General features: G+C 61.4%; 24 protein-coding genes and 2 pseudogenes. 14 read left to right on the top strand and 12 right to left on the bottom strand.

Going from position 1 to position 23,901, the window contains the following annotated elements; all coding sequences use genetic code 11:
* Positions 1–5 precede the first annotated feature (5 nt).
* Complete coding sequence (locus ACLK1G_RS09265) at positions 6–1,982, top strand: methyl-accepting chemotaxis protein (protein ID WP_420765158.1); 1,977 nt, start codon at positions 6–8, stop codon at positions 1,980–1,982.
* Positions 1,983–2,287: 305 nt separating this feature from the next.
* Positions 2,288–3,502: an aldose 1-epimerase family protein gene (locus ACLK1G_RS09260; RefSeq protein ID WP_420765157.1), complete on the top strand. Its 1,215-nt coding sequence runs from the start codon at positions 2,288–2,290 to the stop codon at positions 3,500–3,502.
* Between the two features lie 6 nt (positions 3,503–3,508).
* On the opposite strand, the gene ACLK1G_RS09255 is transcribed toward ACLK1G_RS09260, so the two are convergent.
* Entirely contained in the window at positions 3,509–5,002 is a 1,494-nt protein-coding gene (locus tag ACLK1G_RS09255; protein ID WP_420765156.1) for a YifB family Mg chelatase-like AAA ATPase, read from the bottom strand.
* Between the two features lie 256 nt (positions 5,003–5,258).
* Complete coding sequence (locus tag ACLK1G_RS09250) at positions 5,259–5,519, bottom strand: accessory factor UbiK family protein (protein WP_420765155.1); 261 nt, start codon at positions 5,517–5,519, stop codon at positions 5,259–5,261.
* 413 nt (positions 5,520–5,932) lie between these two features.
* Here ACLK1G_RS09250 and glnK point away from each other — a divergent pair, with 413 nt between their 5' ends.
* The 4 genes from glnK (at position 5,933) to sutA (ending at position 8,703) form a co-directional block, all read left to right on the top strand.
* Positions 5,933–6,271, top strand: a complete 339-nt coding sequence (gene glnK / locus ACLK1G_RS09245; protein WP_002555808.1) for a P-II family nitrogen regulator — start codon at positions 5,933–5,935, stop codon at positions 6,269–6,271.
* Positions 6,272–6,304: 33 nt separating this feature from the next.
* A complete protein-coding gene (locus tag ACLK1G_RS09240; RefSeq protein WP_420765154.1) occupies positions 6,305–7,639 on the top strand; it encodes an ammonium transporter in 1,335 nt (444 codons plus the stop codon).
* Positions 7,640–7,852: 213 nt separating this feature from the next.
* A complete protein-coding gene (locus tag ACLK1G_RS09235; protein ID WP_420765153.1) occupies positions 7,853–8,278 on the top strand; it encodes a secondary thiamine-phosphate synthase enzyme YjbQ in 426 nt (141 codons plus the stop codon).
* Between the two features lie 101 nt (positions 8,279–8,379).
* Complete coding sequence (gene sutA / locus ACLK1G_RS09230) at positions 8,380–8,703, top strand: transcriptional regulator SutA (protein WP_420765152.1); 324 nt, start codon at positions 8,380–8,382, stop codon at positions 8,701–8,703.
* 114 nt (positions 8,704–8,817) lie between these two features.
* On the opposite strand, the gene ACLK1G_RS09225 is transcribed toward sutA, so the two are convergent.
* The 6 genes from ACLK1G_RS09225 to lptM are packed head-to-tail and all read right to left on the bottom strand — an operon-like array spanning position 8,818 to position 13,419.
* Positions 8,818–9,522, bottom strand: coding sequence for an HAD family hydrolase (locus tag ACLK1G_RS09225; RefSeq protein ID WP_420765151.1), 705 nt, complete (start codon positions 9,520–9,522; stop codon positions 8,818–8,820).
* Complete coding sequence (gene xerC, locus ACLK1G_RS09220; RefSeq protein WP_420765177.1) at positions 9,519–10,418, bottom strand: tyrosine recombinase XerC; 900 nt, start codon at positions 10,416–10,418, stop codon at positions 9,519–9,521. Before xerC ends, ACLK1G_RS09225 begins: the two co-directional genes overlap by 4 nt.
* A 2-nt stretch (positions 10,419–10,420) precedes the next feature.
* The gene (locus ACLK1G_RS09215) at positions 10,421–11,143 is read right to left on the bottom strand and encodes a DUF484 family protein (RefSeq protein WP_420765150.1); all 723 of its coding nucleotides are present in this window, start codon (positions 11,141–11,143) and stop codon (positions 10,421–10,423) included.
* Between the two features lie 13 nt (positions 11,144–11,156).
* A complete protein-coding gene (dapF, locus tag ACLK1G_RS09210) occupies positions 11,157–11,987 on the bottom strand; it encodes a diaminopimelate epimerase (protein WP_420765149.1) in 831 nt (276 codons plus the stop codon).
* A 4-nt stretch (positions 11,988–11,991) separates the two neighbouring features.
* Positions 11,992–13,239 carry a diaminopimelate decarboxylase gene (gene lysA / locus ACLK1G_RS09205; protein ID WP_420765148.1) on the bottom strand — a complete coding sequence of 416 codons (1,248 nt, stop codon included), beginning with the start codon at positions 13,237–13,239 and terminating at the stop codon, positions 11,992–11,994.
* Positions 13,240–13,248: 9 nt separating this feature from the next.
* The gene (gene lptM, locus ACLK1G_RS09200; RefSeq protein WP_033034938.1) at positions 13,249–13,419 is read right to left on the bottom strand and encodes an LPS translocon maturation chaperone LptM; all 171 of its coding nucleotides are present in this window, start codon (positions 13,417–13,419) and stop codon (positions 13,249–13,251) included.
* Positions 13,420–13,644: 225 nt separating this feature from the next.
* On the opposite strand from lptM, the gene cyaY reads away from it, so the two are divergent.
* The 3 genes from cyaY (at position 13,645) to rnk (ending at position 14,778) form a co-directional block, all read left to right on the top strand.
* Positions 13,645–13,977 carry an iron donor protein CyaY gene (cyaY, locus tag ACLK1G_RS09195; protein WP_420765147.1) on the top strand — a complete coding sequence of 111 codons (333 nt, stop codon included), beginning with the start codon at positions 13,645–13,647 and terminating at the stop codon, positions 13,975–13,977.
* A 4-nt stretch (positions 13,978–13,981) separates the two neighbouring features.
* Positions 13,982–14,200: a DUF1289 domain-containing protein gene (locus ACLK1G_RS09190; protein ID WP_420765146.1), complete on the top strand. Its 219-nt coding sequence runs from the start codon at positions 13,982–13,984 to the stop codon at positions 14,198–14,200.
* 167 nt (positions 14,201–14,367) lie between these two features.
* Positions 14,368–14,778: a nucleoside diphosphate kinase regulator gene (gene rnk / locus ACLK1G_RS09185; RefSeq protein WP_420765145.1), complete on the top strand. Its 411-nt coding sequence runs from the start codon at positions 14,368–14,370 to the stop codon at positions 14,776–14,778.
* A gap of 8 nt (positions 14,779–14,786) precedes the next feature.
* On the opposite strand, the gene ACLK1G_RS09180 is transcribed toward rnk, so the two are convergent.
* From ACLK1G_RS09180 to ACLK1G_RS09170, 3 genes are all read right to left on the bottom strand, one after another.
* On the bottom strand, positions 14,787–17,630 hold the full coding sequence (locus tag ACLK1G_RS09180; protein ID WP_420765144.1) for a class I adenylate cyclase: 2,844 nt from the start codon (positions 17,628–17,630) through the stop codon (positions 14,787–14,789).
* Between the two features lie 178 nt (positions 17,631–17,808).
* A complete protein-coding gene (locus tag ACLK1G_RS09175) occupies positions 17,809–18,054 on the bottom strand; it encodes a TIGR02647 family protein (RefSeq protein ID WP_030129110.1) in 246 nt (81 codons plus the stop codon).
* 222 nt (positions 18,055–18,276) lie between these two features.
* Entirely contained in the window at positions 18,277–18,567 is a 291-nt protein-coding gene (locus ACLK1G_RS09170) for a hypothetical protein (RefSeq protein WP_420765143.1), read from the bottom strand.
* A gap of 124 nt (positions 18,568–18,691) precedes the next feature.
* On the opposite strand from ACLK1G_RS09170, the gene ACLK1G_RS09165 reads away from it, so the two are divergent.
* A complete protein-coding gene (locus ACLK1G_RS09165; protein ID WP_420765142.1) occupies positions 18,692–19,351 on the top strand; it encodes a glutathione S-transferase family protein in 660 nt (219 codons plus the stop codon).
* Between the two features lie 131 nt (positions 19,352–19,482).
* Here the strand turns inward: ACLK1G_RS09165 and argH are convergent, their stop codons facing one another.
* Complete coding sequence (argH, locus tag ACLK1G_RS09160) at positions 19,483–20,877, bottom strand: argininosuccinate lyase (RefSeq protein ID WP_420765141.1); 1,395 nt, start codon at positions 20,875–20,877, stop codon at positions 19,483–19,485.
* Positions 20,878–21,191: 314 nt separating this feature from the next.
* Between argH and ACLK1G_RS09155 the strand changes: the two are divergent.
* From ACLK1G_RS09155 to ACLK1G_RS09140, 4 genes and pseudogenes are all read left to right on the top strand, one after another.
* Positions 21,192–21,341, top strand: a pseudogene (locus ACLK1G_RS09155) (sensor histidine kinase); the annotation flags it as partial.
* Positions 21,338–22,084 (top strand): LytR/AlgR family response regulator transcription factor, encoded by a 747-nt coding sequence (locus ACLK1G_RS09150; protein WP_420765140.1) that lies wholly within the window; start codon positions 21,338–21,340, stop codon positions 22,082–22,084. The pseudogene ACLK1G_RS09155 and the gene ACLK1G_RS09150, both read left to right, overlap by 4 nt.
* A 127-nt stretch (positions 22,085–22,211) precedes the next feature.
* Positions 22,212–23,153, top strand: coding sequence for a hydroxymethylbilane synthase (hemC, locus tag ACLK1G_RS09145; protein ID WP_420765139.1), 942 nt, complete (start codon positions 22,212–22,214; stop codon positions 23,151–23,153).
* A pseudogene (locus ACLK1G_RS09140) lies at positions 23,150–23,896 on the top strand (uroporphyrinogen-III synthase); the annotation flags it as partial. The gene hemC and the pseudogene ACLK1G_RS09140, both read left to right, overlap by 4 nt.
* Positions 23,897–23,901 lie beyond the last annotated feature (5 nt).

The raw sequence follows: 23,901 nt of genomic DNA, 5'->3' as shown, positions 1-23,901 counted from the left end.
CCGTCATGTCTCAACCTCGTGCCCGGATCGCCTCACAGCTAGGCCTTGCCCTTGCCGTGATACTGGCGGTCGTGATCTCCGGCAGTACTGTCTTTGCCTTGCGTTCGCTTGACGCTGCAAACCTTTCTACCCGTGAAGAGCATCTCGCGAGCGAAGCGCGGCTGATGGCCGATCAGCTCAACACGTTCCACAGCACGTTGCGCGAAAGCACCCAACGGCTGGCGGGTCTGTTCGAAAAGCGTTTCAGCGCCGGCTTGAGCGTGCATCCGGACCAGCCGGTGACGGTGGCGGGCGTTCAGACGCCTGGCTTGAGCCTTGGCAGCGAAGTGTTGAACAACAATTTCAAGGAAGTGGATGATTTCAAGACGATGACCGCCGGCGTGGCCACGGTATTCGTGCGCAGCGGCGACGATTTTGTCCGCGTCAGTACATCCGTCAGCAAACAGGACGGTACGCGCGCCATCGGTACTGTGCTCGACCGCGCCGGACCGGCCTACGGCCCGGTGATCAGCGGCCAGAGCTACATTGGCCGGGCGTTGCTGTTCGGGCGCTTCTACATGTCGCAGTACACGCCTGTACGTGATAGCAGCGGCAAGATCATTGCCGTGTTGTACGTAGGATTCGATTACACCGATGCGCAGAATGCGCAGTTCGAAAATCTCAAGCGCTTCCGAATCGGACAGACCGGTTCGCTGGCGTTATTGGACGAGCAGAACAAATGGTTGGTGCCGCCGGCCGGTGTGCAGGCACTGGACCGTGCTACCGCGGCCATCACAGCGTTGGTCAAGAAGCCTGGCAAGGGTGCTTTCTGGGACGACACCGCGGAGGAGTTCTATAGCGTTGCCGTGCCGTTCGAGGGCGGGCCCTGGTCGGTCGTGGCGAGCATGCCGAAAACCGAGATCAACGCAGTGACCTGGAACGTCGGTACGCAACTGGCGATCGGCAGTTTGCTGGCGATGTTGCTGGCGGTCGGTGCGGCGGTATGGCTGTTGCGCAGTAAACTGGCTCCCCTCGGTGACTTGGTGCGTCAGGCCGAAGCCTTGGGCGCCGGCGACCTGAGCGTGCGCCTGAATGTGTCGAGCCACGACGAGATCGGCCAACTGGCCCGTGCGTTCAACCAGATGAGCCAAGCCTTGTCGACCATGGTCGAGCACATTCGCAAAGCCTCCCAAGAGGTCAACAGCCGTGCCCAGGCTCTCTCCGGATTGTCCAGTGGCGCCTATGAAGGGATGGAGCAACAGTCCGGCGAGATCACCAGCATGGCCGGGGCGGTGGAAGAATTCAGCGCCACCTCCCTGAACATCGCCGACAACATGGGCAATACCGAGCGCCTGGCACAGGACAATGCCCAACAGACTCGCATCGGCCGTACCTCGATGGACGAAGCGTCATCGTCCCTGGAACAGATCGCGGGCGCCTTGAACAGCACTGCAACGGTCATCAACACGCTGGGCCAGCGCTCCCAGGAGATCGGTGGCATTGTCGGTGTGATCACTTCGATCGCCGAGCAAACCAACCTGCTGGCGTTGAACGCCGCCATCGAAGCTGCACGGGCGGGCGAGCAGGGTCGTGGTTTTGCCGTGGTAGCTGACGAGGTTCGGAGCCTGGCCTCGCGCACTCGCCAGGCCACTGACGAAATTTCCGGCATGATCAACAGCATCCAGCAGGAAACCGGCAACGCCATCAGCACCATGGAGAAGGGCAACCTGCTCATGCAGGAAGGCTTGTCGCGTAACGCCAACGTGGCCTCGGCCCTGGCGCGTATCGATGAGCAAAGCCGCTCGGCCGGCCAGCAATTCGCCGCGATCACTACGGCTACGCAGGAGCAAAGCAGCACCGCGACCCTGCTCAGCAGCAACCTGCAGAGTATTGCCATGGCCAACAGCGAACAGCGCGAAGTGGTTTCGAACCTGGCGATCACCGCCAAGGAACTGGAAAAACTGGCGCAGGACCTTCGCAAAGAAGTCGATCGGTTCCGCTGAAACTCCCATCAATAGCAAGCTTCCCCAATCCCGCTATGTTGATCATTCCCACGCTCTGCGTGGGAACGATCAACATTAGAAGCTTCCCAAAGCCTTTGTGGGAGCGAGCTTGCTCGCGATGGCGGCTTCCCAGCCACATCTCTATTGCCTGACCCACCGCTTTCGCGAGCAAGCTCGCTCCCACAAAAGCGCCTCCCACTTAGGCCTCCAGCCTTGAGCTTTTAAGGAATTTGCTGTTTTTCAACTTGCTGAAACGTTTCTTCAAGTCTATAAAAACCGCACAACTCCAACAAAAGGCCGTCTCCATGAATTCCCTAAGACTCTTCGTTGCCCTCGGCGCCTTGGGCGTAGCTTCCCATGCGATGGCGTGGGATTACGTACTGCTCGACTCCGATAAAGCCGCCCAACCCTGGCAAATCACCAGCCAACAACTGGGCGTGAAAACCGATAAGCCGTTTTCCGTGACGATGCGCACCCTCCACGGGGGGCGTCAGGAAGGCGTGAGCATTGTCGACATCGACAACGGCACTCTGAAGCTGTCAGTCGTCCCGACCCGTGGCATGAACGTGCTTCAAGCCTCGGTCGGCGATGTGCGCATGGGCTGGGATTCGCCGGTCAAAGAAGTGGTCAATCCAGCATTCATCGAACTCAACGGCCGAGGTGGCCTGGGCTGGCTCGAAGGCTTCAATGAGTTGGTGACCCGCTGCGGCTATGAGTGGGTCGGCCACCCCGGCATCGACAACGGTGAGCTGCTGACCTTGCATGGGCGCGCCGCGAACATTCCGGCGAACAAAGTCACCTTGCACATCGATGAAAAGCCACCTTACGCCATCACCCTGCGAGGCGAGTTGAAGGAGCAGGCGTTCAAGAAGGTTGACTTCTCGGTCCAGACTGAATTGGTCACCGAGCCCGGCAGCGTGACCTTTTCCCTCAACGACACGCTGACCAACAATGGCGATTATCCAAAGGAATACCAGGCGCTCTATCACAGCAATTTCAGCACGCCATTCCTGGAGCAGGGGGCCCGCTTCGCCGCCCCGGTCAAACAGGTCTCGCCGTTCAACGACAAGGCCAAGGGCGACCTGAAGGATTGGACCACCTATCGAGCTCCCACCAAGGACTACGATGAAACCGTTTACAACGTCGTGCCTTACGCCGACGCCAAGGGCGATACGCTGACCGTCCTGCACAACAAGGCCGGTAGCCTCGGCGTTTCCGTGGGCTTCAATACCGGGACGCTTCCGGTGTTTTCCCTGTGGAAAAACACCGATACCCAAGGCCAGGGCTACGTGACCGGCTTGGAGCCAGGTACCAGTTTTTCCTATAACCGCCGCTACCAGCGTCCGCTGGGCCTGGTGCCCAGCATCGCACCGAAAGAGCGCAAGCAGTTCCAGATCCACTACAGTCTTCTGGCGGACAAGGGGGCCGTGGACAAAGCCCTCAAGCGCATCGATGACATCCAGGGCGATCGAAAGGCCGAGGTGCGAGACACACCGCTGGTGGACCTGAGCAAGCAGTGACCTGTTTCATGGCGTTGCGGGCCGGTATTGCAGGGCTTCGGCCAGGTGCTCGCGGCTGATCCGTTCCAACTGCTGGAGGTCGGCCAGCGTGCGGGCGACCTTCAGCAAGCGGTGGGCGGCTCGCAGCGACAGGGTCAGTCGTTCGCAGGCGGTTTCCAGCCACGCCTCGTCGGTCGAGGACAGTTTGCAATGGCGGCGCAGCCCCGGTAGATCGAGGAATGCGTTGGCACAGCCTTGGCGGGTTTGCTGGCGTTCCCGGGCTTCGGCCACCCGCTCGGCCGCGGTGGCGGTGTCGTCACCCGGTTCGCCTTTGGGATTGAGCGCCGTGGCTTCCCGCGCCACGGTCAGGTGCAGGTCGATGCGGTCGAGCAAGGGGCCGGACAGCTTGTTGCGATAGCGCTGCACCATGTCCGGTGTGCACGAGCAGCGGCCGCTGGGCTCGCCAAGGTATCCACAGGGGCAGGGGTTCATGGCCGCTACCAACTGGAAGCGGGCCGGGAAGCGCACGCGATCGCGGGCGCGCGAAACCACGATATGCCCCGACTCCAAGGGCTCCCTCAAGACTTCCAATACCTTGCGATCAAACTCTGGAAGCTCGTCCAGGAACAGCACGCCGTGGTGGGCGAGGGTGATTTCCCCCGGTTGCGGCTTGGAGCCTCCACCCACCAGGGCAGGGCCGGACGCCGAATGGTGTGGCTGGCGGAACGGCCGTTGCGGCCAATGGCTCAAGGGCACGCAACTGGCGACCGACTGTATAGCCGCGACCTCCAGGGCCTCGCTTTCGGCCAGCGGTGGCAGCAACCCCGGCAAACGACTCGCCAGCAGCGTCTTGCCCGTACCGGGTGGGCCACTGAACAACAGGTTGTGAGCTCCCGCTGCCGCGATCAGCAAGGCGCGCTTGGCTCCGGCTTGACCTTGTACTTCGCTGAGGTCGGGATAGGGTTTGCTGGCCGAGAGCAGCCCGTTGGACACAAAAGGCTCGACTGGGACGTGGCCGTTGAAATGCGCCACTGCTTCGAGCAGATGGTCCACGGCGATCACCTTCAGCCCTGACGCCAGGCAAGCTTCCTCGGCGTTGGCCCGGGGTACCAACAGCATGCGTCCAGCCTTGCGTGCCGCCAGCGCCGCGGGGAGCACGCCGCGTACCGGTCTCACGGCGCCGGACAATGCCAGTTCGCCGAGGCACTCCACGTCGTCCAGCATCAAGGTCGGCACCTGCACGCTGGCCGACAGGATTCCCAAGGCAATCGCCAGGTCGAACCGGCCTCCGTCCTTGGGGAGATCCGCTGGCGCCAGGTTCAGGGTGATGCGCCGCGCCGGGAAATTGAGCCCCGAATTGATGATCGCGCTGCGCACCCGGTCCTTGCTCTCCTTCACCGCCGCCTCCGGCAGGCCGACCATCGTCAGTGACGGCAAGCCGTTGGCCAGATGAACCTCAACGGTAACGGCAGGGGCGTCGACCCCCACTTGGGCGCGGCTGTGGACGATGGCGAGCGACATGAAGCGTTCCTTGACTGATGGAGAGCCGCATCCTGCGGCTCTTGAAGACTAGTCCGGGGAAACTGAGAGGGCGGGGCAATTGAAGGGGCAAATTTTCGCAGGATGTTGCGCAAGTGGGGGCATGAATGAACAACCGCCATGCAGGCGGTTGTTTTTCAGTTGCTGTTACAGGCGGCGAGCCCCTGCCAGCGCTTGGATGATCTGGTGGGCTTGGGACAAATCACGCGCTTAACGCCGCATCCCTGGCAAGAGGTGCTCACTCGTCCTTGGGGTCGAGTCGCGCCTCCAGCTCGGCCACCTTGGCTTCCAGGCTCTCCAGCCGTGCCCGGGTCCGGGCCAGCACGACCATCTGGCTGTCGAATTCTTCCCGGCTGACCAGGTCCAGCTTGCTGAACCCGCTTTGCAGCAGGGCCTTGAACTGGCTTTCGATTTCATTCTTGGGGAGTGGCGTGTCGCCGCTCAACAGGCGGGAGGCGTGGCCGCTCAGGGCGTCGAGGAGGTCTTTGGGCGCGAGCATGTCAGGTGTCCTGGAAACAATGGCGGGCAGTGTATCACGCAGTGTCTATAGTCAATTCGCGGCTCGGGTTGCACGCTTTTCGCGCACGGCCCCGGGCATCACTGCACCGTTGTTGTGCGTATCGCTGCGGTTCGTGGTTCGGCGCAGGCCGGCGCAACGGGTAAAGGGTTGAAATCAGGGGGGTTGGGTACAGATGGCAAGCTTTCTGCTTAGTGGCTGGTGACCCATGCACTGATGCAGTCGCTGTGACGAATGCAGTGCAGCAGGCGGAGCGGGGAGTTTCGTCAGGAGTAGTCAGCTGGCACCGGTCGGGCAACTTGGGCCGACGACGCGTTACAAAGCCAGGCACTGCGCTTAGACTTGAGTCGGGTTTGTTTTCCTGGGGCAAGTCCACCAATTCGGGAGAGAGTTTCATGAAGCTAGTCACTGCCATCATCAAGCCGTTCAAGCTGGACGACGTACGCGAGTCGCTGTCCGAAATCGGCGTGCAGGGCATTACCGTTACTGAAGTCAAAGGCTTCGGTCGGCAGAAAGGCCATACCGAGCTGTATCGCGGCGCGGAATACGTGGTCGACTTCCTGCCCAAGGTGAAGATCGATGTCGCCATCGACGACAAGGATCTTGATCGGGTCATCGAGGCGATTACCAAGGCCGCCAACACCGGCAAGATTGGTGACGGAAAGATCTTCGTGGTCAATCTGGAACAGGCCATTCGCATCCGTACCGGCGAAACCGATACCGACGCTATCTAAGCCGTCAAACCCAACGCCCCAGGAGAAAACAATATGACTCTGCGTAAATTCGCAGGGCTAGGAGCCCTGTTGTCCTTCGTAATGCCTGGCCTGGCCATGGCGGAAGAAGCTGCAGCCCCAGTCCTCAACTCCGGCGACACTGCCTGGATGCTGACTGCCACGATTCTTGTCCTGTTCATGACCATCCCTGGCCTTGCGCTGTTCTACGGCGGCATGGTTCGGTCGAAAAACATTCTTTCGGTGATGATGCAGTGCTTCGCCATCACCGGTCTGATCAGCGTCCTGTGGGTCATCTACGGCTACAGCATCGCGTTCGACACCACTGGCATGGAACAGGGCGTCGTCAACTTCAATTCCTTCATCGGCGGCCTGGGCAAGGCATTCCTGGCGGGCGTCACCCCGGCCAGCCTGACCGGTCCGGCTGCATTGTTTCCAGAAGCGGTGTTCATCACTTTCCAGATGACCTTCGCCATCATCACCCCAGCGCTGATCGTCGGTGCCTTTGCCGAGCGGATGAAATTCTCCGCCATGCTGATCTTCATGGGCGTGTGGTTCACCCTGGTGTATGCGCCGATTGCGCACATGGTCTGGTCCGGCAACGGCGGCCTGATGTGGGATTGGGGCGTGCTGGACTTCGCCGGCGGCACCGTGGTGCATATCAACGCCGGTATCGCCGGTCTCGTAGCCTGTCTGGTATTGGGCAAGCGCAAAGGTTTCCCGACCACCCCAATGGCACCGCATAACCTGGGTTATACCCTGATGGGCGCGGCCATGCTGTGGGTAGGCTGGTTCGGCTTCAACGCCGGCTCCGCCGTCGCGGCCAACGGCACTGCCGGCATGGCGATGCTGGTCACCCAGATCGCCACGGCTGCCGCGGCACTGGGCTGGATGTTTGCCGAGTGGATCACCCACGGCAAGCCAAGCGCGTTGGGCATTGCCTCGGGCGTGGTGGCCGGCCTGGTTGCAATCACCCCGGCTGCCGGCACCGTGGGCCCGATGGGCGCCTTGGTCATCGGCCTGGCGGCGGGCGTGGTGTGCTTCTTCTGCGCCACCACCCTCAAGCGCAAGCTCGGCTATGACGACTCCCTGGATGCCTTCGGCGTACATGGCATCGGCGGTATCCTCGGGGCGATCCTGACCGGTGTATTCGCTGCACCGGCACTGGGTGGCTTCGGCACCGTGACCGATATCGGCGCACAAGTGTGGATTCAATTCAAAGGCGTGGGTTTCACCGTGATCTATACCGCGGTCGTGACCTTCATCATTCTCAAGGTACTGGACGCCGTCATGGGCCTGCGTGTCTCCGAGGAAGAAGAAGCCGTGGGCCTGGACTTGGCCCAGCACAACGAGCGTGGTTACAACCTGTAAGCAACGCGCAAAAAAAATGCCCGGTTCGCCGGGCATTTTTTTGTCTGGAATTTGTCATTGCTCACAAGGTTCGCCGGTTTTTTCCGACGCCTTTTGTTGTGTATACGACATGGGTTTTTCTACCGCCAAAGACTTACATCGAGGCAGGAATATTAGGCCCTTTGTTTTTTTCCAGAGCGCGCTAGAATGCGCGCCGAACGTGCGGAGATCTGTATGTGGCAACAGACGCTGATAACCCTGCGGGCGAGGCCCCGGGGCTTTCATCTGGTGACGGACGAGCTACTCGCCGGCCTGCCTGAACTCAAGGCATGCCGTGTCGGTCTGTTGCATCTGTGGCTGCAGCACACCTCGGCCTCGTTGACCATCAACGAGAACGCCGATCCGGCGGTACGTCGAGACTTCGAACGATTTTTCAATCGGCTGATCCCACAAGGAACCGCCGGCTATGAGCACAACGACGAAGGCCTGGACGACCTCCCGGCGCACTTCAAGGCCAGTGTGCTGGGATGTCAGCTCAGCCTTCCGGTGACGGCGGGACGGTTGGCGTTGGGTACCTGGCAAGGCGTTTATCTGGGCGAGCACCGAGATCATGGCGGTGCTCGTAAAGTCCTCGCCACCTTGCACGGTGAAGGGGCATGACCGCTGCTTGTCAGCGGATCTTGAATTTTTTCTGGCAGCCTTCGACAGATGGCGAAGCTGGGCTATAACTAATCTGCTTTTCGCAAGTCATGAGGTAGAACATGAGCGACGATGATCTGGAAAACGACGACCTCGAAGTAGGTGACGAAGACGAGACCGAAGAAGGCCTGGAAGCGGCGGCTGAAGATGTTGCCGACGACGAAGGTGCCGATGTTCCTGTCCCCACTGCCAAAGGCAAGGCCAAGGCAGCGGTATCAGTCGACGAGTTACCGAGCGTAGAGGCCAAGAACAAGGAGCGTGACGCGCTTGCCAAGGCCATGGAGGAATTCCTGGCCAGGGGCGGAAAGGTGCAGGAAGTGGAGGCCAACGTGGTCGCCGATCCGCCCAAGAAGCCTGACAACAAGTATGGCAGTCGCCCTATCTGAGCCTCTGTTTCTTGCTTGCTGAAAAAGCCCGCCGTCGCTGCGGGCTTTTTCATGGGCGGGATAAACTCCCCTGACAGGCTCGGCCCTGTGGGAGCAAGCTCGCTCCCACAAGGTTCAGGGTTGGCTATGCCACGCCGCCAATAATCCTGGCAGTTCGGTCAGGCTGCGAATCTCCGCATCCGGTGCGTGATCGGCATCCCAGGCCTTGCCCATCGGGTTGAACCACACCGCACGCAGGCCGGCCTGCTGGGCGCCGGCGATGTCGTCGCCCGGGTGATCGCCTACATGCACGGCGGTCTGTGCCGTGGCACCGCCGCGCTGCAAGGCTTCCTCGAACAGTCTTGCGTCAGGCTTGGCGATGCCAATGTCCTCGGCGCACAGGGCAAACTTGAAATAATCCGCCAGCCCCAGGCGTCGCACGTCGGCGTTGCCGTTGGTGACGACGCCAAGTGCGAAATGATTGGCGAGGATTTCCAGGGTCGGCTGTACGTCTGGAAAGATCTCCAGTTGATGACGGGCATGCAGGAATGCTTCGAATCCTTGGTCCGCCAACTCAGAGGCGCGCCACTGGTCGTAGCCGGCATCTTGCAGCGCCCGGAACAGCACGCGCCTGCGCAACGCACTGATGCGGTGCTTGAGGTTCGGTTCTTCGCTGAGCACTTGGGCGCGGATCGCCCACAAGCGCTCCACGGGAAAATCGCCCAGGTCGGGTGCGTTGTCGGTCAGCCATTGACGTAGTACGGCTTCGGCGCTGGCGATCACCGGCGCGGTATCCCACAGCGTGTCGTCCAGGTCGAAGGTGATGAGCTCGATGGTCATGATTCGTCGCCCTTGATGCGTTTGGCCCTGGGGTGGGCACTGTCATAGACCGTCGCCAGGTGCTGGAAATCCAGGTGGGTATAGATCTGGGTCGTCTTGATGTCCGAGTGGCCAAGCAGTTCCTGGACGGCACGCAGGTCCTGGGAAGATTCCAGCAGATGACTGGCGAACGAATGCCGGAGCATGTGCGGGTGCAGGTTCTGACCGAGCTCCCGTTCGCCGGCGGCCTTGACCCGCAGCTGGATGGTACGTGGGCCCAGGCGTCGGCCTTGCAGGCTGACGAAGACCGCGTCATCGACGGGGTTGGTCAGCGCTCGTAGTGGCAACCAAAGCTCCAGGGCTTCGCGGGCCTTGCGGCCGATAGGCAGCAAGCGGGTCTTGCTGCCTTTACCGAGTACCTGAACCAGGCCGTCGGCCAAGTCCAATTGGTCCAGGTTCAGCCCCGTCAGCTCGGAAAGCCGCAGGCCTGAGGAGTAGAAGAGTTCGAGGATCGCCTGGTCCCGTCGCGCCATGAAATCATCCTCGACGGCGCCATCGAGCAATTGCAAGGCACGGTCGGTGTCGAGGGTCTTCGGCAACCGGCGTTCGCCCTTGGGGGGTGCCAGACCTGTGGCTGGATCGTGATCGCACAGGCCCTCGCGATTGAGGTATTGATACAGGCCGCGCACCGCCGACAACAGTCGCGCCAGGCTGCGGGAGGATTGCCCTTGCTGATGCAGGCGAGCAACGAGGCTGCGCAGGCGCTGGATGTCGAGGGCCGACCAGTTGTCGATGTTTTGCTTCTGGCACCAGCCCCGCACCTTTTCGAGGTCACGACGGTAGGCCGACAGGGTGTGAGGGGACACCTGGCGCTCACTGCGCAGGTGTTCGCAGTAGGCGTCCAGTTGCCGCTCCATCATCAGCGTACCGAACGCAGCGAACCGGCAACCCGTGGCAGCACACGGCCGGTCACTTCGGCGATATAGCTCAGGAACAGCGTACCCACCGAGCTCTTGTAGTGCTGCGGATCGCGACTGGCGATGGCCAGCACGCCATGCACGCCTTGGTGGGCGATGGCGACAACGGCGGTGGAGCCGATCTGCTTGCGCTGTTCTTCGCCAAACAGGAAATCCAGCTCATGTTCGCGCAGGCTGCCACTGACGCTTTTGTTTTCGGTAAGCAGCCCGCCAATGGCCGTCTGCGCGTCGGCGTGGGTGACCCAGCGGCCCACCGGCATCGCGTTGTCGCCAAACAGGATCAGGCTGACAAAGGGCACCTGGAAATCCTGGCGCAGGCTGTCTTCGACGCTCATTACCAGATCTTCAAGAGTGCTGGCGTCCATCAGCGCGAGGATCAGCCGACGGGTCTTGTCGAAGAGCCGGTCGTTGTCCCGGGCGACGTCCATCAGGTGCGAGAGGCGATGGCGCATTTCGATGTTGCGCTCACGCAGGATCTTCATCTGGTGCTCGACCAGCGACACGGTATCGCCGCGCCGGTGGGGGATCCGCATCGTTGCAAGCAGGTCTTCATGCTCGACGAAGAAGTCCGGATGCGCCTCCAGGTAGGCGGCCACGGCCGCGGCGTCTGAGGGGCTCGAGGATTCGTCGGGCTGCGGGGCTGGAACCTTTGGCTTGTCGGTCATGGGTTTGGCTCACTCAAAGACGAACTTGTCCTTCGTATACGCGTACGGCCGGGCCGGTCATCATCACCGGTTGGCCTGGACCTGCCCATTCGATGGACAGACGCCCGCCGGGCAGGTCGATCAGCAGCGGCGAATCCATCCACCCCTGGCTGATCGCGGCGACGGCTGCGGCGCAAGCGCCCGTGCCGCATGCCTGGGTTTCCCCGGCGCCACGTTCCCATACACGCAGTTGGGCGCGGTGGCGATCGATGACCTGCAAAAAGCCGACGTTGACGCGCGCCGGGAAGCGCGGATGGTTTTCGATCTTTGGTCCCAGGTCGTGTACGGCAGCGCTGTTGATGTCGTCCACGCGCAGTACGGCATGGGGGTTGCCCATGGAGATCGCCGCCAGTTCCACCGCGGTGCCGTCGACGTCCACGGTATAGCTCAGGGCTTGGGCTGGCGCTTGGAATGGGATATCCGCCGGCACCAGGCGCGGGGCGCCCATGTTGACGCCGATCTGGCCGTCACTGCGCACATCCAGTTCGATGATGCCGCTTTTGGTCTCGACGCGAATCTGCCGCTTGGCGGTCAGGCGCTTGTCCAGCACGAAACGGGCGAAACAGCGCGCGCCGTTGCCGCACTGCTCCACTTCCGAACCGTCGGCATTGAAGATCCGGTAGCGGAAATCCACGTCCGGGTTGTTTGGTGCCTCGACGATCAGCAATTGGTCGAAACCGATGCCGGTGTGCCGGTCGCCCCATTGTTTGGCGTGCTTGGGCAGGATATGCGCGTGCTGGCTGACCAGGTCGAGGACCATGAAGTCATTGCCCAGGCCGTGCATCTTGGTAAAACGCAGCAGCATGGTTTTACTCCGGCAGCAGGCTTTCGCCGGCAAACAGTTCGGCTACCGTCTCGCGGCGGCGTACTTCGAATGCCTGATCACCGTCCACCAGCACCTCGGCGCAGCGGCCGCGGGTGTTGTAGTTGGAACTCATGACAAACCCGTAGGCGCCCGCCGAATGAACGGCCAGCAGATCGCCTTCTTCCAGCGCCAACTCCCGGCCCTTGGCAAGGAAGTCGCCGGTTTCGCAGATCGGCCCGACGATGTCGTAGGGGCGGGCCGCGGTATCGCGAGGGCGCACGGCTGTGACGTCCATCCAGGCCTGGTACAGCGCCGGGCGGATCAGGTCATTCATCGCCGCGTCGACGATGGCGAAATCCTTGTGCTCGGTGTGCTTGAGGTACTCGACCTGGGTCACCAGCACGCCGGCGTTGGCGACGATGTAGCGGCCGGGCTCGAACATCAGCGCCAGGTCACGGCCTTCGAGGCGCTCGCGCACGGTCTTGATGTAGTCGGCCACCAGCGGTGGCTCTTCATCGCGATAGCGCACGCCGACACCGCCGCCCAGGTCGATGTGACGCAGGTAGATGCCGCAATCGCCGAGGCGATCGACAAGCGCCAGCAGGCGGTCGAGGGCGTCAATGAACGGTTCCAGAGTGGTCAGTTGCGAGCCGATGTGGCAATCGACGCCCAGCACTTCCAGGTTCGGCAGTTGGGCGGCGCGTACGTACACGTCCTCGGCGTCGGCAATGGCGATGCCGAACTTGTTTTCCTTAAGGCCCGTGGAAATGTACGGGTGGGTGCCGGCGTCGACGTCCGGGTTCACGCGCAGGGAAACCGGCGCACGAACACCCAGTTCGGCGGCGACGACTTGCAGGCGCTCCAGTTCGTCAGTGGATTCGATGTTGAAGCAGTGCACGCCGACTTCCAGGGCGCGACGCATGTCTTCGCGGGTCTTGCCGACGCCGGAGAACACGATTTTGTCGGCGCTACCGCCCGCAGCCAGCACGCGCTCCAGCTCGCCACCGGACACGATGTCGAAGCCTGCGCCCAGGCGCGCCAGGACGTTGAGCACGCCCAGGTTCGAGTTCGCTTTTACAGCGAAGCACACCAGGTGTGGCATGCCTTCGAGGGCATCGGCGAACGTCCGGTACTGGGCTTCGATGTGGGCCCGGGAATAGACGTAGGTCGGCGTGCCGAAACGTTCGGCGATCGCGGACAGGGCAACCCCTTCCGCGAACAGCTCCCCGCCACGGTAGTTAAAAGCGTCCATGGCGGTCCCTTAGTAAGTGGTCTGGGTGTCGTGCGAGTGGGACTTGGATTGCGACGACTTGGCCTGCTCTTCAGGGGACTTGCTGTCATCAGGCAGGTACAGCGGACCTTTTTGACCACAGGCTGTCACAAGGCAGGCAACCGCGACGAGCGCAGCAAGGGAAGAGATCAGGCGCTTCATGGCGAAATCCTTGAAAATGCGTTAATTGCGCCGGAGTATACCGGCCACCCGACAGCTTGCCTATGCAACGGGGCGCCCGTCCGGCGGGCCTTGGGCTCCAGGGGCGTTCATTCGATGGACAATGTTCAGCACCCACGGGCCCTTGGTCGTTATCCTTTGCATTCAGCCGGGCGCGTCCGTATCTTGCGGCGCTTGAGCATGATCAGACATTTTGAGGTTGTCGCAATGAGTTTGACTGAAGCCCGTTTCCACGATCTGGTCGATGAAACCCAGGAAAAGCTGGAGGATATCTTCGACGAGAGCGACCTGGACATCGACCTGGAAATCTCCGCCGGCGTACTGACCGTCAAGTTCGAAAATGGCACCCAGCTGATTTTCAGCCGCCAGGAGCCGTTGCGGCAGTTGTGGCTGGCGGCGGTGTCCGGTGGTTTCCACTTCGACTACGACGAGGAAAGCGAGCGCTGGATGTGTGACAAGAGCGAAGAGCAACTGGGCGAGATGCTCGAGCGCATCGTCAAGCAGCAGGCTGGCGTCGAATTCGATTTCGAAGGTTTGTGATTCCGTGAGCCAGACCGTCCCGGCGCGGCCGCCCAAGCCGCTCTACAGCAATGTCAGCCCGGCCGTGCCGTCGCCGTGCACCAGTGTGTGCAAGCTCGATGAACGCAAGGTCTGCCTGGGTTGTTTCCGGCATGTGGAGGACATACGCGAATGGCGCTCGGCTGATGATGAGCGTCGGCGGTTGATTTGCGCCGAGGCGCTCAAGCGCAAGTCGCTGGTTTAATCGCTGGATTGGCGAGAGCGCTTTTGTGGCGAGAGCCCTTGGGTTGTATATTTTTTGAGCTGTGGTAGTGTCCAGCAACGCCTCAACTCATCGAGGCGCGTGAAAACCCCGTCTTTATGTGGCGGGGTTTTGCTTTTTCGTGCAGAAGAAAGGAGTCTGCCTGAATCATGACCGCACCTTCCATCACCCTTACTCGCTTGGACGTGCAGCGTCTGGAGCGTTTGATCGACAGCCTGGATGAAACGCTTCCCGGCGTGATCGCCTTGCAAACCGAACTGGATCGCGCCGAGAACCTGGTGGGTCACGATGAAGTGCCTGCCGATGTCGTAACCATGAACTCGCGGGTGCACTGTCGCGAGGAAAGCAGCGGCAAGGATTATCACCTGACGCTGGTCTACCCCAAGGATGCCAACGCCGACGAGGGCAAGATTTCGATCCTGGCGCCGGTGGGCAGCGCCTTGCTGGGCTTGAAAGTCGGCCAGCACATCGACTGGCCGGCGCCGGGCGGCAAGACCTTGAAGCTGACATTGCTGGAAGTCGAGTCGCAGCCGGTCAACGGTGGCGACTGCGCATTCTGAAGCCCGCCTCAGACCTGGTTCAGCGCCTCGTTCAGTGCCCGTTCCAGGTCGGCTTTGTAGCGCAGGAACAGGATACTTGGGCTGGCGCCGTCACCCACCAGGCCCGAGAGGTCCAGGTCGGTGATGTAGCAACGATAGCGTTCGGCGTCGCGGCGCTGCCCGACAATTTCCCTGGCGACCACATGAAACAATTGGTCGCCATGCTCCAGTTCCGAAAATTCCCGCTGATCGCAATACAGGGTGACGTGCACTTGTCCGTGCGCCGCTTTGCCGATGATTGCTTGTACGTCATAGAACGGTTTGTTGACCGGCGTCTGCGGCGCCTGTCGTGATTCGACCCTCCGGGCCCGCCCGTTCCCTGAAGGCAGGAGCTGGTAATAGAGCATTTCCAGCGTCACCGGCTGGGCAGCGTCCATCGGTAGCAAGGCATCGCGGCGGTACAGCACCGATTGCAGGAACCGCTGCAGCGGCACCAGCAGGCTCTGTTCGTCGTGATAAGGCAAGCGCTGCTGCCACAAGGCGTTGAGCTCATCGAGCACGTACAGCTCGGCTTCGTCCTCATAAACCCGGTAGAACACCTGGATGCACTCGGGTTGGCCCATGGGCAGGATCAGCGCCACATCGTGATCTTCCAGCGCCATTGAATCCAGGTGCAGCGGGCTATAGGCCGTCAGCTCTTCCCCCAGATAATCCATCAATGCCGACAGGCTGCCCAGCGCCACGTGGCTGACCTGGCCCGGCACCAATTCCAATACGTGGTAGTGCTGCTGGACTTGCAGCAGATAACGGTAATTGAGCTTGCTCAATAGCAGGGTCTGGGTGGTCTCGATGACTTCTTCGACCCGGCGTGCGATGAATTGCGCGCGGTTGTGACAGAAGCACCGGACCTGCAAGCGCGGCTGGCGTTGTGCCGCAGGCAGGGCGTTGAGGTAGTCGCGCAAGCAATCGAGCAGGGCATGCTCGCCGTCGAAGCGGTTGACCAGCACTTCATTCCAGCTATTGAGCGTGACCTGGTCGAGGGTCAGCACCAGGTTTTCCCGAACCCCGGCGTAGCTCAGGGAATCGGTGCGCTCGGTGGTCATCAGGATGTTCAGGTCGCGGTGATGCTTGAGTGGGTCGACGCCCACGTTTACCAGAATCAACACTTCACTGGGCACGCTGGCGTGGAGCAACTGTTCTTCGTCGACCGTGGCCAGGGGCAAAGCGATGGCCTGCTGCAAACTGCCCAACAGGTTGAACAGTTCAAACTCGCTCAGGTCGCTTTCGCCGGGGTGCAGCGCCAGACGCGTGCTGCTGTCGATCACACCGTTGCGATGACACCAGGTGAGTAATTCGAGCAGCTCGCGGCTGCGTTTGATGGGGGCGAAATTTTCCCATTCCAGCGCGTTCAGGCTGCCGTTATACAAACCCCATTGGTTTTGCCCGGGCTCTTTCTTGTTCGGCGACTGGACCAGGGTCAGGGTGTCTTCCGCCAGGTCCGGGGCAATCCCGGGATTGATGAACTCGACCTTGTCGGCCTTGCGCTCGAAGGCCGCGTACAGCCGGCGTCCGAGAACATTGAGGTCGCGCTTGTTGATCAGGCTGACGGTTTTCTCGGTGCGGGCGAACTGGGTCAGGAAGCGATAGCTGTAGTTCAGCTCGTTGACCAGGGCCCGCCGCTCGTTGCTGACTTGGCGCACCTTCCACTGGCTGCGGCTGTCCAGCAGCGCCAGTTGACGTTGGTCCCAGCCCCAATCCAGGGCCAGGCGCTCCAGCAGGTTGCGCTGCCAGCCGCTGCTGCGAGCATGGCCGGTGAGCTTGCGATTGACCTTCAGGTACAGGGCGCGCCGGATCAGTTCCAGACGTTCCGGCTCGCCGCGGGCGATCAGGTATTCCTCGAGGCGGCGATAAACGACCATGTACGGATCCAGCTCATCCAGATCCAGGTGATTGGCGAACACCGCCTGCTTGAAACGCAGGCTCAGGCAGCGGACATCCGGATGTTCGCTGGCGTAGACCTCGGTCAGCAATAGCTTGAGCACCGACTTGTAGGGCGATTCGATTCCCTTGAATAACTGCCAGAGCCCGGCGCCGATGAATTCTCCCGGCGGGATGTAGGCCAGGTGACCCAAGTCCAGAGTCTCGTCCGCACGAATGAAGCGTTTGGAGATCAGCGTATGGGTGTACTGCTGGTAGTTTTCTTCTTCGTAGACCGGCACCAGCCACCAGATTGGCGTGCGCCCGGCCAGCCAGATCGCGGTGCGATAGAACTCATCCAGCAGCAGATAATGCTGGGTGGTTCCACAGTCGTCGGAGCTGAGCTGATTGTCCCGTTCGCCGCGGACGAATCGCTGCGGGTCGATGAGGAAGAAGTGCGCTTCGGCGCCCTGGGTGGCCGCCCAAGTCTCCAGCAACTGGCATTTCTTTCGCAGTTCGGCCAGTTCGTCGTCGCTCAGGTCCGGGCCATGGCACACCCAAACGTCCATGTCGCTCTGATCGGCCTGGGCCAAGGTGCCGAGACTGCCCATCAGGAACAGGCCGAGGATGGGCCGCGGTGGGTTGCTGCCGTGGCGAGGTTTGTACGAGAACGAGCGAGTCAGCCGCTGAGCCTCGGCGAGGACGTCGGTGTCGGGTTCGTAATTGGACAGCCCGGCCGGTGTGCTGCCCGAGACATAACCGGGCAACAAGGGATGGTTGACATGAAAAAACAGCGGAAGCAGCGTCAACACGCCCTGCTGGCGGGTCGACAGCCCTTCGAGGGCGCGCTCCATTCGGCCGCTGTTGAGCTTGAGGAAACGCGCGCGCAGCTGGCTCAGGACCTTGCGGTCGATTCCCTCGTCCAGATCGGGGCGTATTTCGTGGTTGCGGGTCATGTCAGCTCAAACCGGATCGCGGCGTCGAACGTGGGGAAAAAAACAGGTGATGGCAGGATAGCGCCCGGTTCCTGGAATTCTTGAGCTGGAAAACGCGGTCGAGCCAAGTATTTTTACGGAGGCGCCACGCGCCTGCGGAAATCCCGAGCAGAGGGATTCCCGTGGGCGAGGCGGAAAATCAGGCGGTTTCTTGGACGCTAAGAATCGTCAGGACCGTTTGCACATTCTGTGCGGCATCACGGCCCAGGCTGGTCAGGTAACCGCCATCGGGTTGGGTGATGAGTTCTTTGTCAAACAGGCGTTGGGCAGCGGCGATGGCTTTGGGGGCAGCGGTCTGATGAATTTTCAGGCCTTCCTGGGAACTGTCCAGGTTGAAGAGTGCAAGGATTTCCAGTTCGGCAACCAGCTCAGGGGTAAGCGACATAAGGACTCCAGACTTTCTAGGAATTTGGACGACAGCGTCACTAAGGTGAGCGCACTTGGGCGAGCTGTCCAGTGTCAGAGTCATGGTTTTTTGTCCGGGAACTTTTTCATGGCGAGGGAGCTTGCTCCCGCTGGACTGCGAAGCGGTCCCGAAATTTCACGACTGCTGCGCAGCCGAGCGGGAGCAAGCTCCCTCGCCACAGAAGCAGCTATGCCTGTCGCTTCAGTTTTTTTCCGGCGGCAACTCGGGCAGGGCGCGCAATGCAGCTTCGTACCACTCGGTATTGAACGGACGGTCTTCTTCGAGGATCGCGTCGATTTCCACCGCCAGTACGTGGGCCATCAGGTTGAGAATTTCTTCACGCTCATAACCCACCAGGGTCAGCTTGTTGAACGTGGCCTTGGCCGCTGGTGGATTGTCGCTTTCGATCTGATTCTCGATGGCCTGGATCAGCGTATTCTCGACGAACTCTTCTTCGTCAATGTCGTTGCCGTTGTCGATGGGCTCGCTCATGGCAGCCTCCTCTAGGAAAAGGCGCCAGTTTACCTGTATTCAGCGGCGTGATGCGCCTGGCGCGAAACACGCCGGCGGTCTATAACCCAAGGCTGCCAACCCCGCACGGCCTGGAGGCTATGGAATGCTCAAGCTTTATGGTTTTTCTGTCAGCAATTATTACAACATGGTCAAGCTGGCTCTCCTGGAGAAGGGAGTGCCCTTCGAAGAAGTCCAGTTCTTTGGCGCCCAGACTCCGGAAGCGCTGGCCATCAGCCCGCGCGGCAAGGTTCCGGTGCTGAAGACCGAGCAGGGTTTCATCAACGAGACCAGCGTGATCCTCGAGTACATCGAGCAAACCCAGCCAGGCAAGGCCTTGCTGCCAACGGACCCGTTCGAGCGCGCCCAGGTATTGGCCTTGTGCCGGGAAATCGAGCTGTACATCGAGCTGCCGGGGCGCGCCTGTTATCCGGAAGCGTTTTTCGGCATGTCGGTGCCCGATGCGATCAAGGAAAAGGCCAGAGGTGAATTGCTGTTGGGGTTCGCTTCGCTCAGCCGGCACGGCAAGTTTTCGCCTTATGTGGCGGGAGAGACGTTCAGCATCGCGGACCTGTATTTCTACTACAGCCTTTCGTTGGTTTTGCAGGTGGGCAGGAAAGTCTTCGACATCGATCTGTTGGCGGACATGCCGGCAGCCAGGAGCTTGATGGAGTTGTTGGAGCAGAATCCGCACGTGCAGCGGATCGCGGCGGATCGGGATGCTGAGATGCCCGCGTTTTTGGCGAAGATCGCTGCCAGGAAATGAAATTCCAGCGCCTTGCAGGTCGCCATCGCGAGCAGGCTCGCTCCCACGGTTAGATCTTCAGTGAACACATATTGTGTGAGCCTGCGCAGATTAAATGTGGGAGCGAGCCTGCTCGCGATGCCTTTGGCTTTTTAGCGGCTGGCAATCAGCGCCTGGCCACGCACCACGGCGGCCTTGACCTGCGCCGGTGCGGTGCCGCCAATGTGATCCCGTGCATTGACCGAACCTTCCAAGGTCAGCACGGCGAACACGTCTTGCTCGATCTGGTCGCTGAACTGGCGCAGTTCGTCCAGGCTCATCTCTGCCAGGTCCTTGCCGGTGTCTACACCATACTTCACGGCATGGCCGACGATTTCATGGCAGTCCCGGAACGGCAGGCCACGGCGCACCAGGTAATCGGCCAGGTCAGTGGCGGTGGAAAAGCCGCGCAGGGCCGCTTCGCGCATGACCGCATGCTTGGGCTTGATGGCTGGGATCATGTCGGCGAACGCCCGCAGCGAATCACGCAGGGTGTCGGCAGCGTCGAACAGCGGCTCCTTGTCTTCCTGGTTGTCCTTGTTGTAGGCCAGCGGTTGGCCTTTCATCAGGGTCAGCAGGCCCATCAATGCGCCGAACACCCGACCGCTCTTGCCGCGTACCAGTTCCGGTACGTCGGGGTTTTTCTTTTGCGGCATGATCGAGCTGCCGGTGCAGAAACGGTCGGGCAAATCGATGAACTGGAATTGCGCGCTGGTCCAGAGCACCAGCTCTTCGGAGAAGCGCGACAAGTGCATCATGGCAATGCTCGCGGCGGCGCAGAATTCGATGGCGAAATCGCGGTCCGAGACATTATCCAGCGAATTGCCACCGACGGTGTCGAAGCCCAGCAACTGGGCGGTGTATTCACGGTCGATCGGGTAGGTGGTGCCGGCCAGCGCGGCGCTGCCCAGGGGCATGCGGTTGGTGCGCTTGCGGCAATCCACCAGGCGCTCGTAGTCACGGCTGAGCATTTCGAACCAGGCCAGCATGTGATGCCCAAACGTTACAGGTTGGGCGGTCTGCAGGTGCGTGAAGCCCGGCATGATGCTCTCGGCCTCGCGCTCGGCTTGTTCCAGCAGACCTTTTTGCAAACGGGTGATTTCGGCCAGGATCAGGTCGATCTCATCGCGCAGCCACAAGCGGATATCGGTGGCGACCTGGTCGTTGCGGCTGCGGCCGGTGTGCAGTTTCTTGCCGGTCACGCCAATGCGATCGGTCAGGCGCGCTTCGATGTTCATGTGCACGTCTTCGAGGTCAACGCGCCAGTCGAATTGGCCGGCCTCGATCTCGCCCTGGATGGTCTTCAGGCCATCGATGATGCTGTCGCGCTCGGCATCGGTCAGCACGCCGACCTTGGCCAGCATGGTGGCGTGGGCAATCGAGCCCATGATGTCGTGGCGATACAGGCGCTGGTCGAAGTTGACGGAGGCGGTGAAGCGGGCGACGAAAGCGTCGACGGGTTCACTGAAGCGGCCGCCCCAGGACTGATTGGTCTTGTCAGTGCTCATGAATTCGCTCGTGATCGGCTGGAATAAGATAACGGTTAACGCTGGCCCGGATGATAACAGGGTTGCCGGGGCTGGCGCTGGCACTGCTCGGCAGGTTTTTTACCGTGCGGGTCAACCATTGCACGGGTTTTTTGCACAAGGATATTTTTCGATTGAGCAATATCGTCGTGGCAACCGTCTACAGTGGACGGTAGGTCTTTGCTTTTTCATCCTGGACGCATCGGACGCACCATTAAAGGGGGGTGCTCATATTGGTCAGATCGAGTCTTAACAAACCCTGTGGCGACGCTGTGCGACAACAGGCCTCGAGCATCGGTGGGCAAGCGCTGGTAAAGATCGACAACCGCCTCGCGGCACTTTTTGGCCCTCGGACGAGTCTTAGCGTGGATCGCGGTGACGGATGTCACTTCCCCTGTCTACGCTATCCTTGTGCGAGACTCACGCAGGAATCCAGCGCTATATGAATGTCCTGATCGTTGACGACGAACCACTGGCCCGCGAGGACCTGAGCCGATTGCTCCGTGAACTCGAGGGTTACAGTGTCCTGGAGCCGAGCGCCACCAATGGCGAAGAGGCATTGGCCCTAATCGACAGCCACAAGCCGGATATCGTGCTGCTCGACATTCGCATGCCGGGTCTCGACGGCTTGCAGGTCGCGGCGAAGCTCTGCGAGCGCGAGTCACCTCCGGCGGTGGTGTTTTGCACCACGCGTGACGAGTTTCCTCCCGAGGTATTGCAGACCGGTGCCGTGGGCTATCTGCTCAAGCCAGTGTCCATCCAGGCGCTGGAGGAGGCGTTGCGCAAGGCCGAGCGGCCGAACCGCACGCAGTTGGCGGCGCTCACCCGCCCGGCCGCCGAAAGCGGCAGCGGCCCACGCAGCCACATCAGCGCGCGGACCCGCAAGGGCATCGAATTGATCCCCTTGAACCAAGTGGTTTATTTCATCGCCGACCACAAGTACGTGACCTTGCGTCACGAAAGCGGTGAAGTGTTGCTGGACGAGCCGCTCAAGGCTCTCGAGGATGAGTTCGGCGAGCGGTTCGTGCGTATCCACCGCAACGCCCTGGTGGCCCGCGAACGTATCGAGCGCTTGCAGCGTACGCCGCTGGGGCATTTCCAGCTGTACCTGAAGGGATTGAATGGCGACGCGCTGATCGTCAGTCGGCGGCATGTCGCCGGCGTGCGCAAGATGATGCAGCAGCTCTAGCGCGACGTCCTCGAGCGTTCCGTTTCCAGGATTGGCGGCCAGGGAGGCCGCGACGTCGTGATTCAAGTCAAAGCGGTTTTGGCTGAGCTGTTATTATCTGCCGTATCTTTTAAGTACGGATTGATCCATGTCCCCTCGCGAGATCCGCATCGCCACCCGTAAAAGCGCCTTGGCCCTCTGGCAGGCCGAATACGTCAAAGCCCGCCTCGAAACGGCCCATCCGGGGCTGGTCGTGACGCTGGTGCCCATGGTCAGTCGCGGCGACAAGCTGCTGGACTCGCCACTTTCGAAAATCGGTGGCAAGGGCTTGTTCGTCAAGGAACTGGAAACAGCCTTGCTGGACAATGAAGCCGATATCGCCGTGCATTCAATGAAAGACGTGCCCATGGACTTCCCCGAAGGCCTGGGCCTTTTTTGCATCTGCGAACGGGAAGATCCGCGCGACGCATTCGTCTCCAACGACTTTTCCAGCCTTGACGCGCTGCCCGCCGCGAGTGTGGTGGGCACATCGAGCCTGCGCCGCCAGGCACAGCTGCTGGCCCGTCGCCCTGATCTGCAGATCCGCTTCCTGCGGGGCAACGTCAACACGCGCCTGGCCAAGCTCGACGCCGGCGAGTACGACGCGATCATCCTCGCCGCAGCGGGCCTGATCCGTCTGGGTTTCGAACAACGCATCACCTCGGCCATCAGCGTCGATGACAGCCTGCCGGCCGGAGGGCAGGGGGCGGTGGGCATTGAATGCCGCAGCGCCGACAGCGAGATTCACGCTCTGCTGACACCGCTGCACCATGAAGACACGGCTATCCGAGTCTTCGCCGAGCGGGCACTCAACAAGCATCTGAACGGCGGCTGCCAGGTGCCGATCGCCTGCTACGCCGTCCTTGAAGGTGAGCAGGTCTGGTTGCGGGGCCTGGTGGGCGATCCGAGTGGCGGCCAACTGCTCGCCGCCGAGGCCCGGGCGCCGCGTCGCGATGCCGAGGCGTTGGGCGTGCGCGTCGCCGAGGACCTGTTGAGCCAAGGCGCCGACGATATTCTCAAGAAAGTCTACGGCGAGGCCGGCGACGCGTGACGGGATGGCGGCTGCTACTGACCCGGCCGGCGGACGAGTCGTCTGCGTTGGCGGCCGTTCTGGCGCAGGCGGGCATCCATAGCAGCGCCATGCCGCTGCTGGATATCACGCCGGTCCCCCTGTCCGAGTCCGAGCGAGACACGTTCCAGGCTCTGGATCGGTACAGCGCGGTGATCGTCGTCAGCAAGCCTGCGGCACGCTTGGCCGTGGAGTTGCTGCGTCAATACTGGCCGCGCCTTCCAGAGCAACCTTGGTTCAGCGTAGGCGCCGCGACCGGGCAAATTCTGGTCGATGCCGGCCTCCGCGTTTTTTACCCCGAAAACGGTGACGACAGCGAAGCCCTGCTTGAGCTGGCGGCGTTGCGCCAGGCTATCGACCGGCCTGACGCACGTGTCTTGATCGTGCGTGGCGAGGGTGGGCGCGGTTTGCTGGCAGAGCGTTTGCGAGAGCAAGGTGCTAGTGTCGACTACCTGGAGTTGTACCGTCGCGGCTTGCCGCACTACGGCGAAGGCGAGTTGCCAGCGAAGGTCGAGGCGGAACGCTTGAACGCGCTGGTGGTCAGCAGTGGGCAGAGCTTCGAGCATCTGCACCGGCTGGCCGGTGACGCGTGGCCCGCCCTGGCGCGGCTACCCTTGTTTGTTCCAAGCCCCAGGGTCGCCGAGATGGCGCGTGCCGCCGGGGCCAGGACAGTTGTGGATTGTCGTGGCGCCAGTGCCGCGGCTTTGCTGGCGGCTTTACGGGAACAATC

The organism is Pseudomonas algeriensis, from assembly GCF_048847255.1.
Lineage (GTDB): Bacteria > Pseudomonadota > Gammaproteobacteria > Pseudomonadales > Pseudomonadaceae > Aquipseudomonas.
The sequence above is the reverse complement of the archived record's forward strand: the minus strand, read 5'-3'. Positions and strand labels throughout refer to the sequence as shown.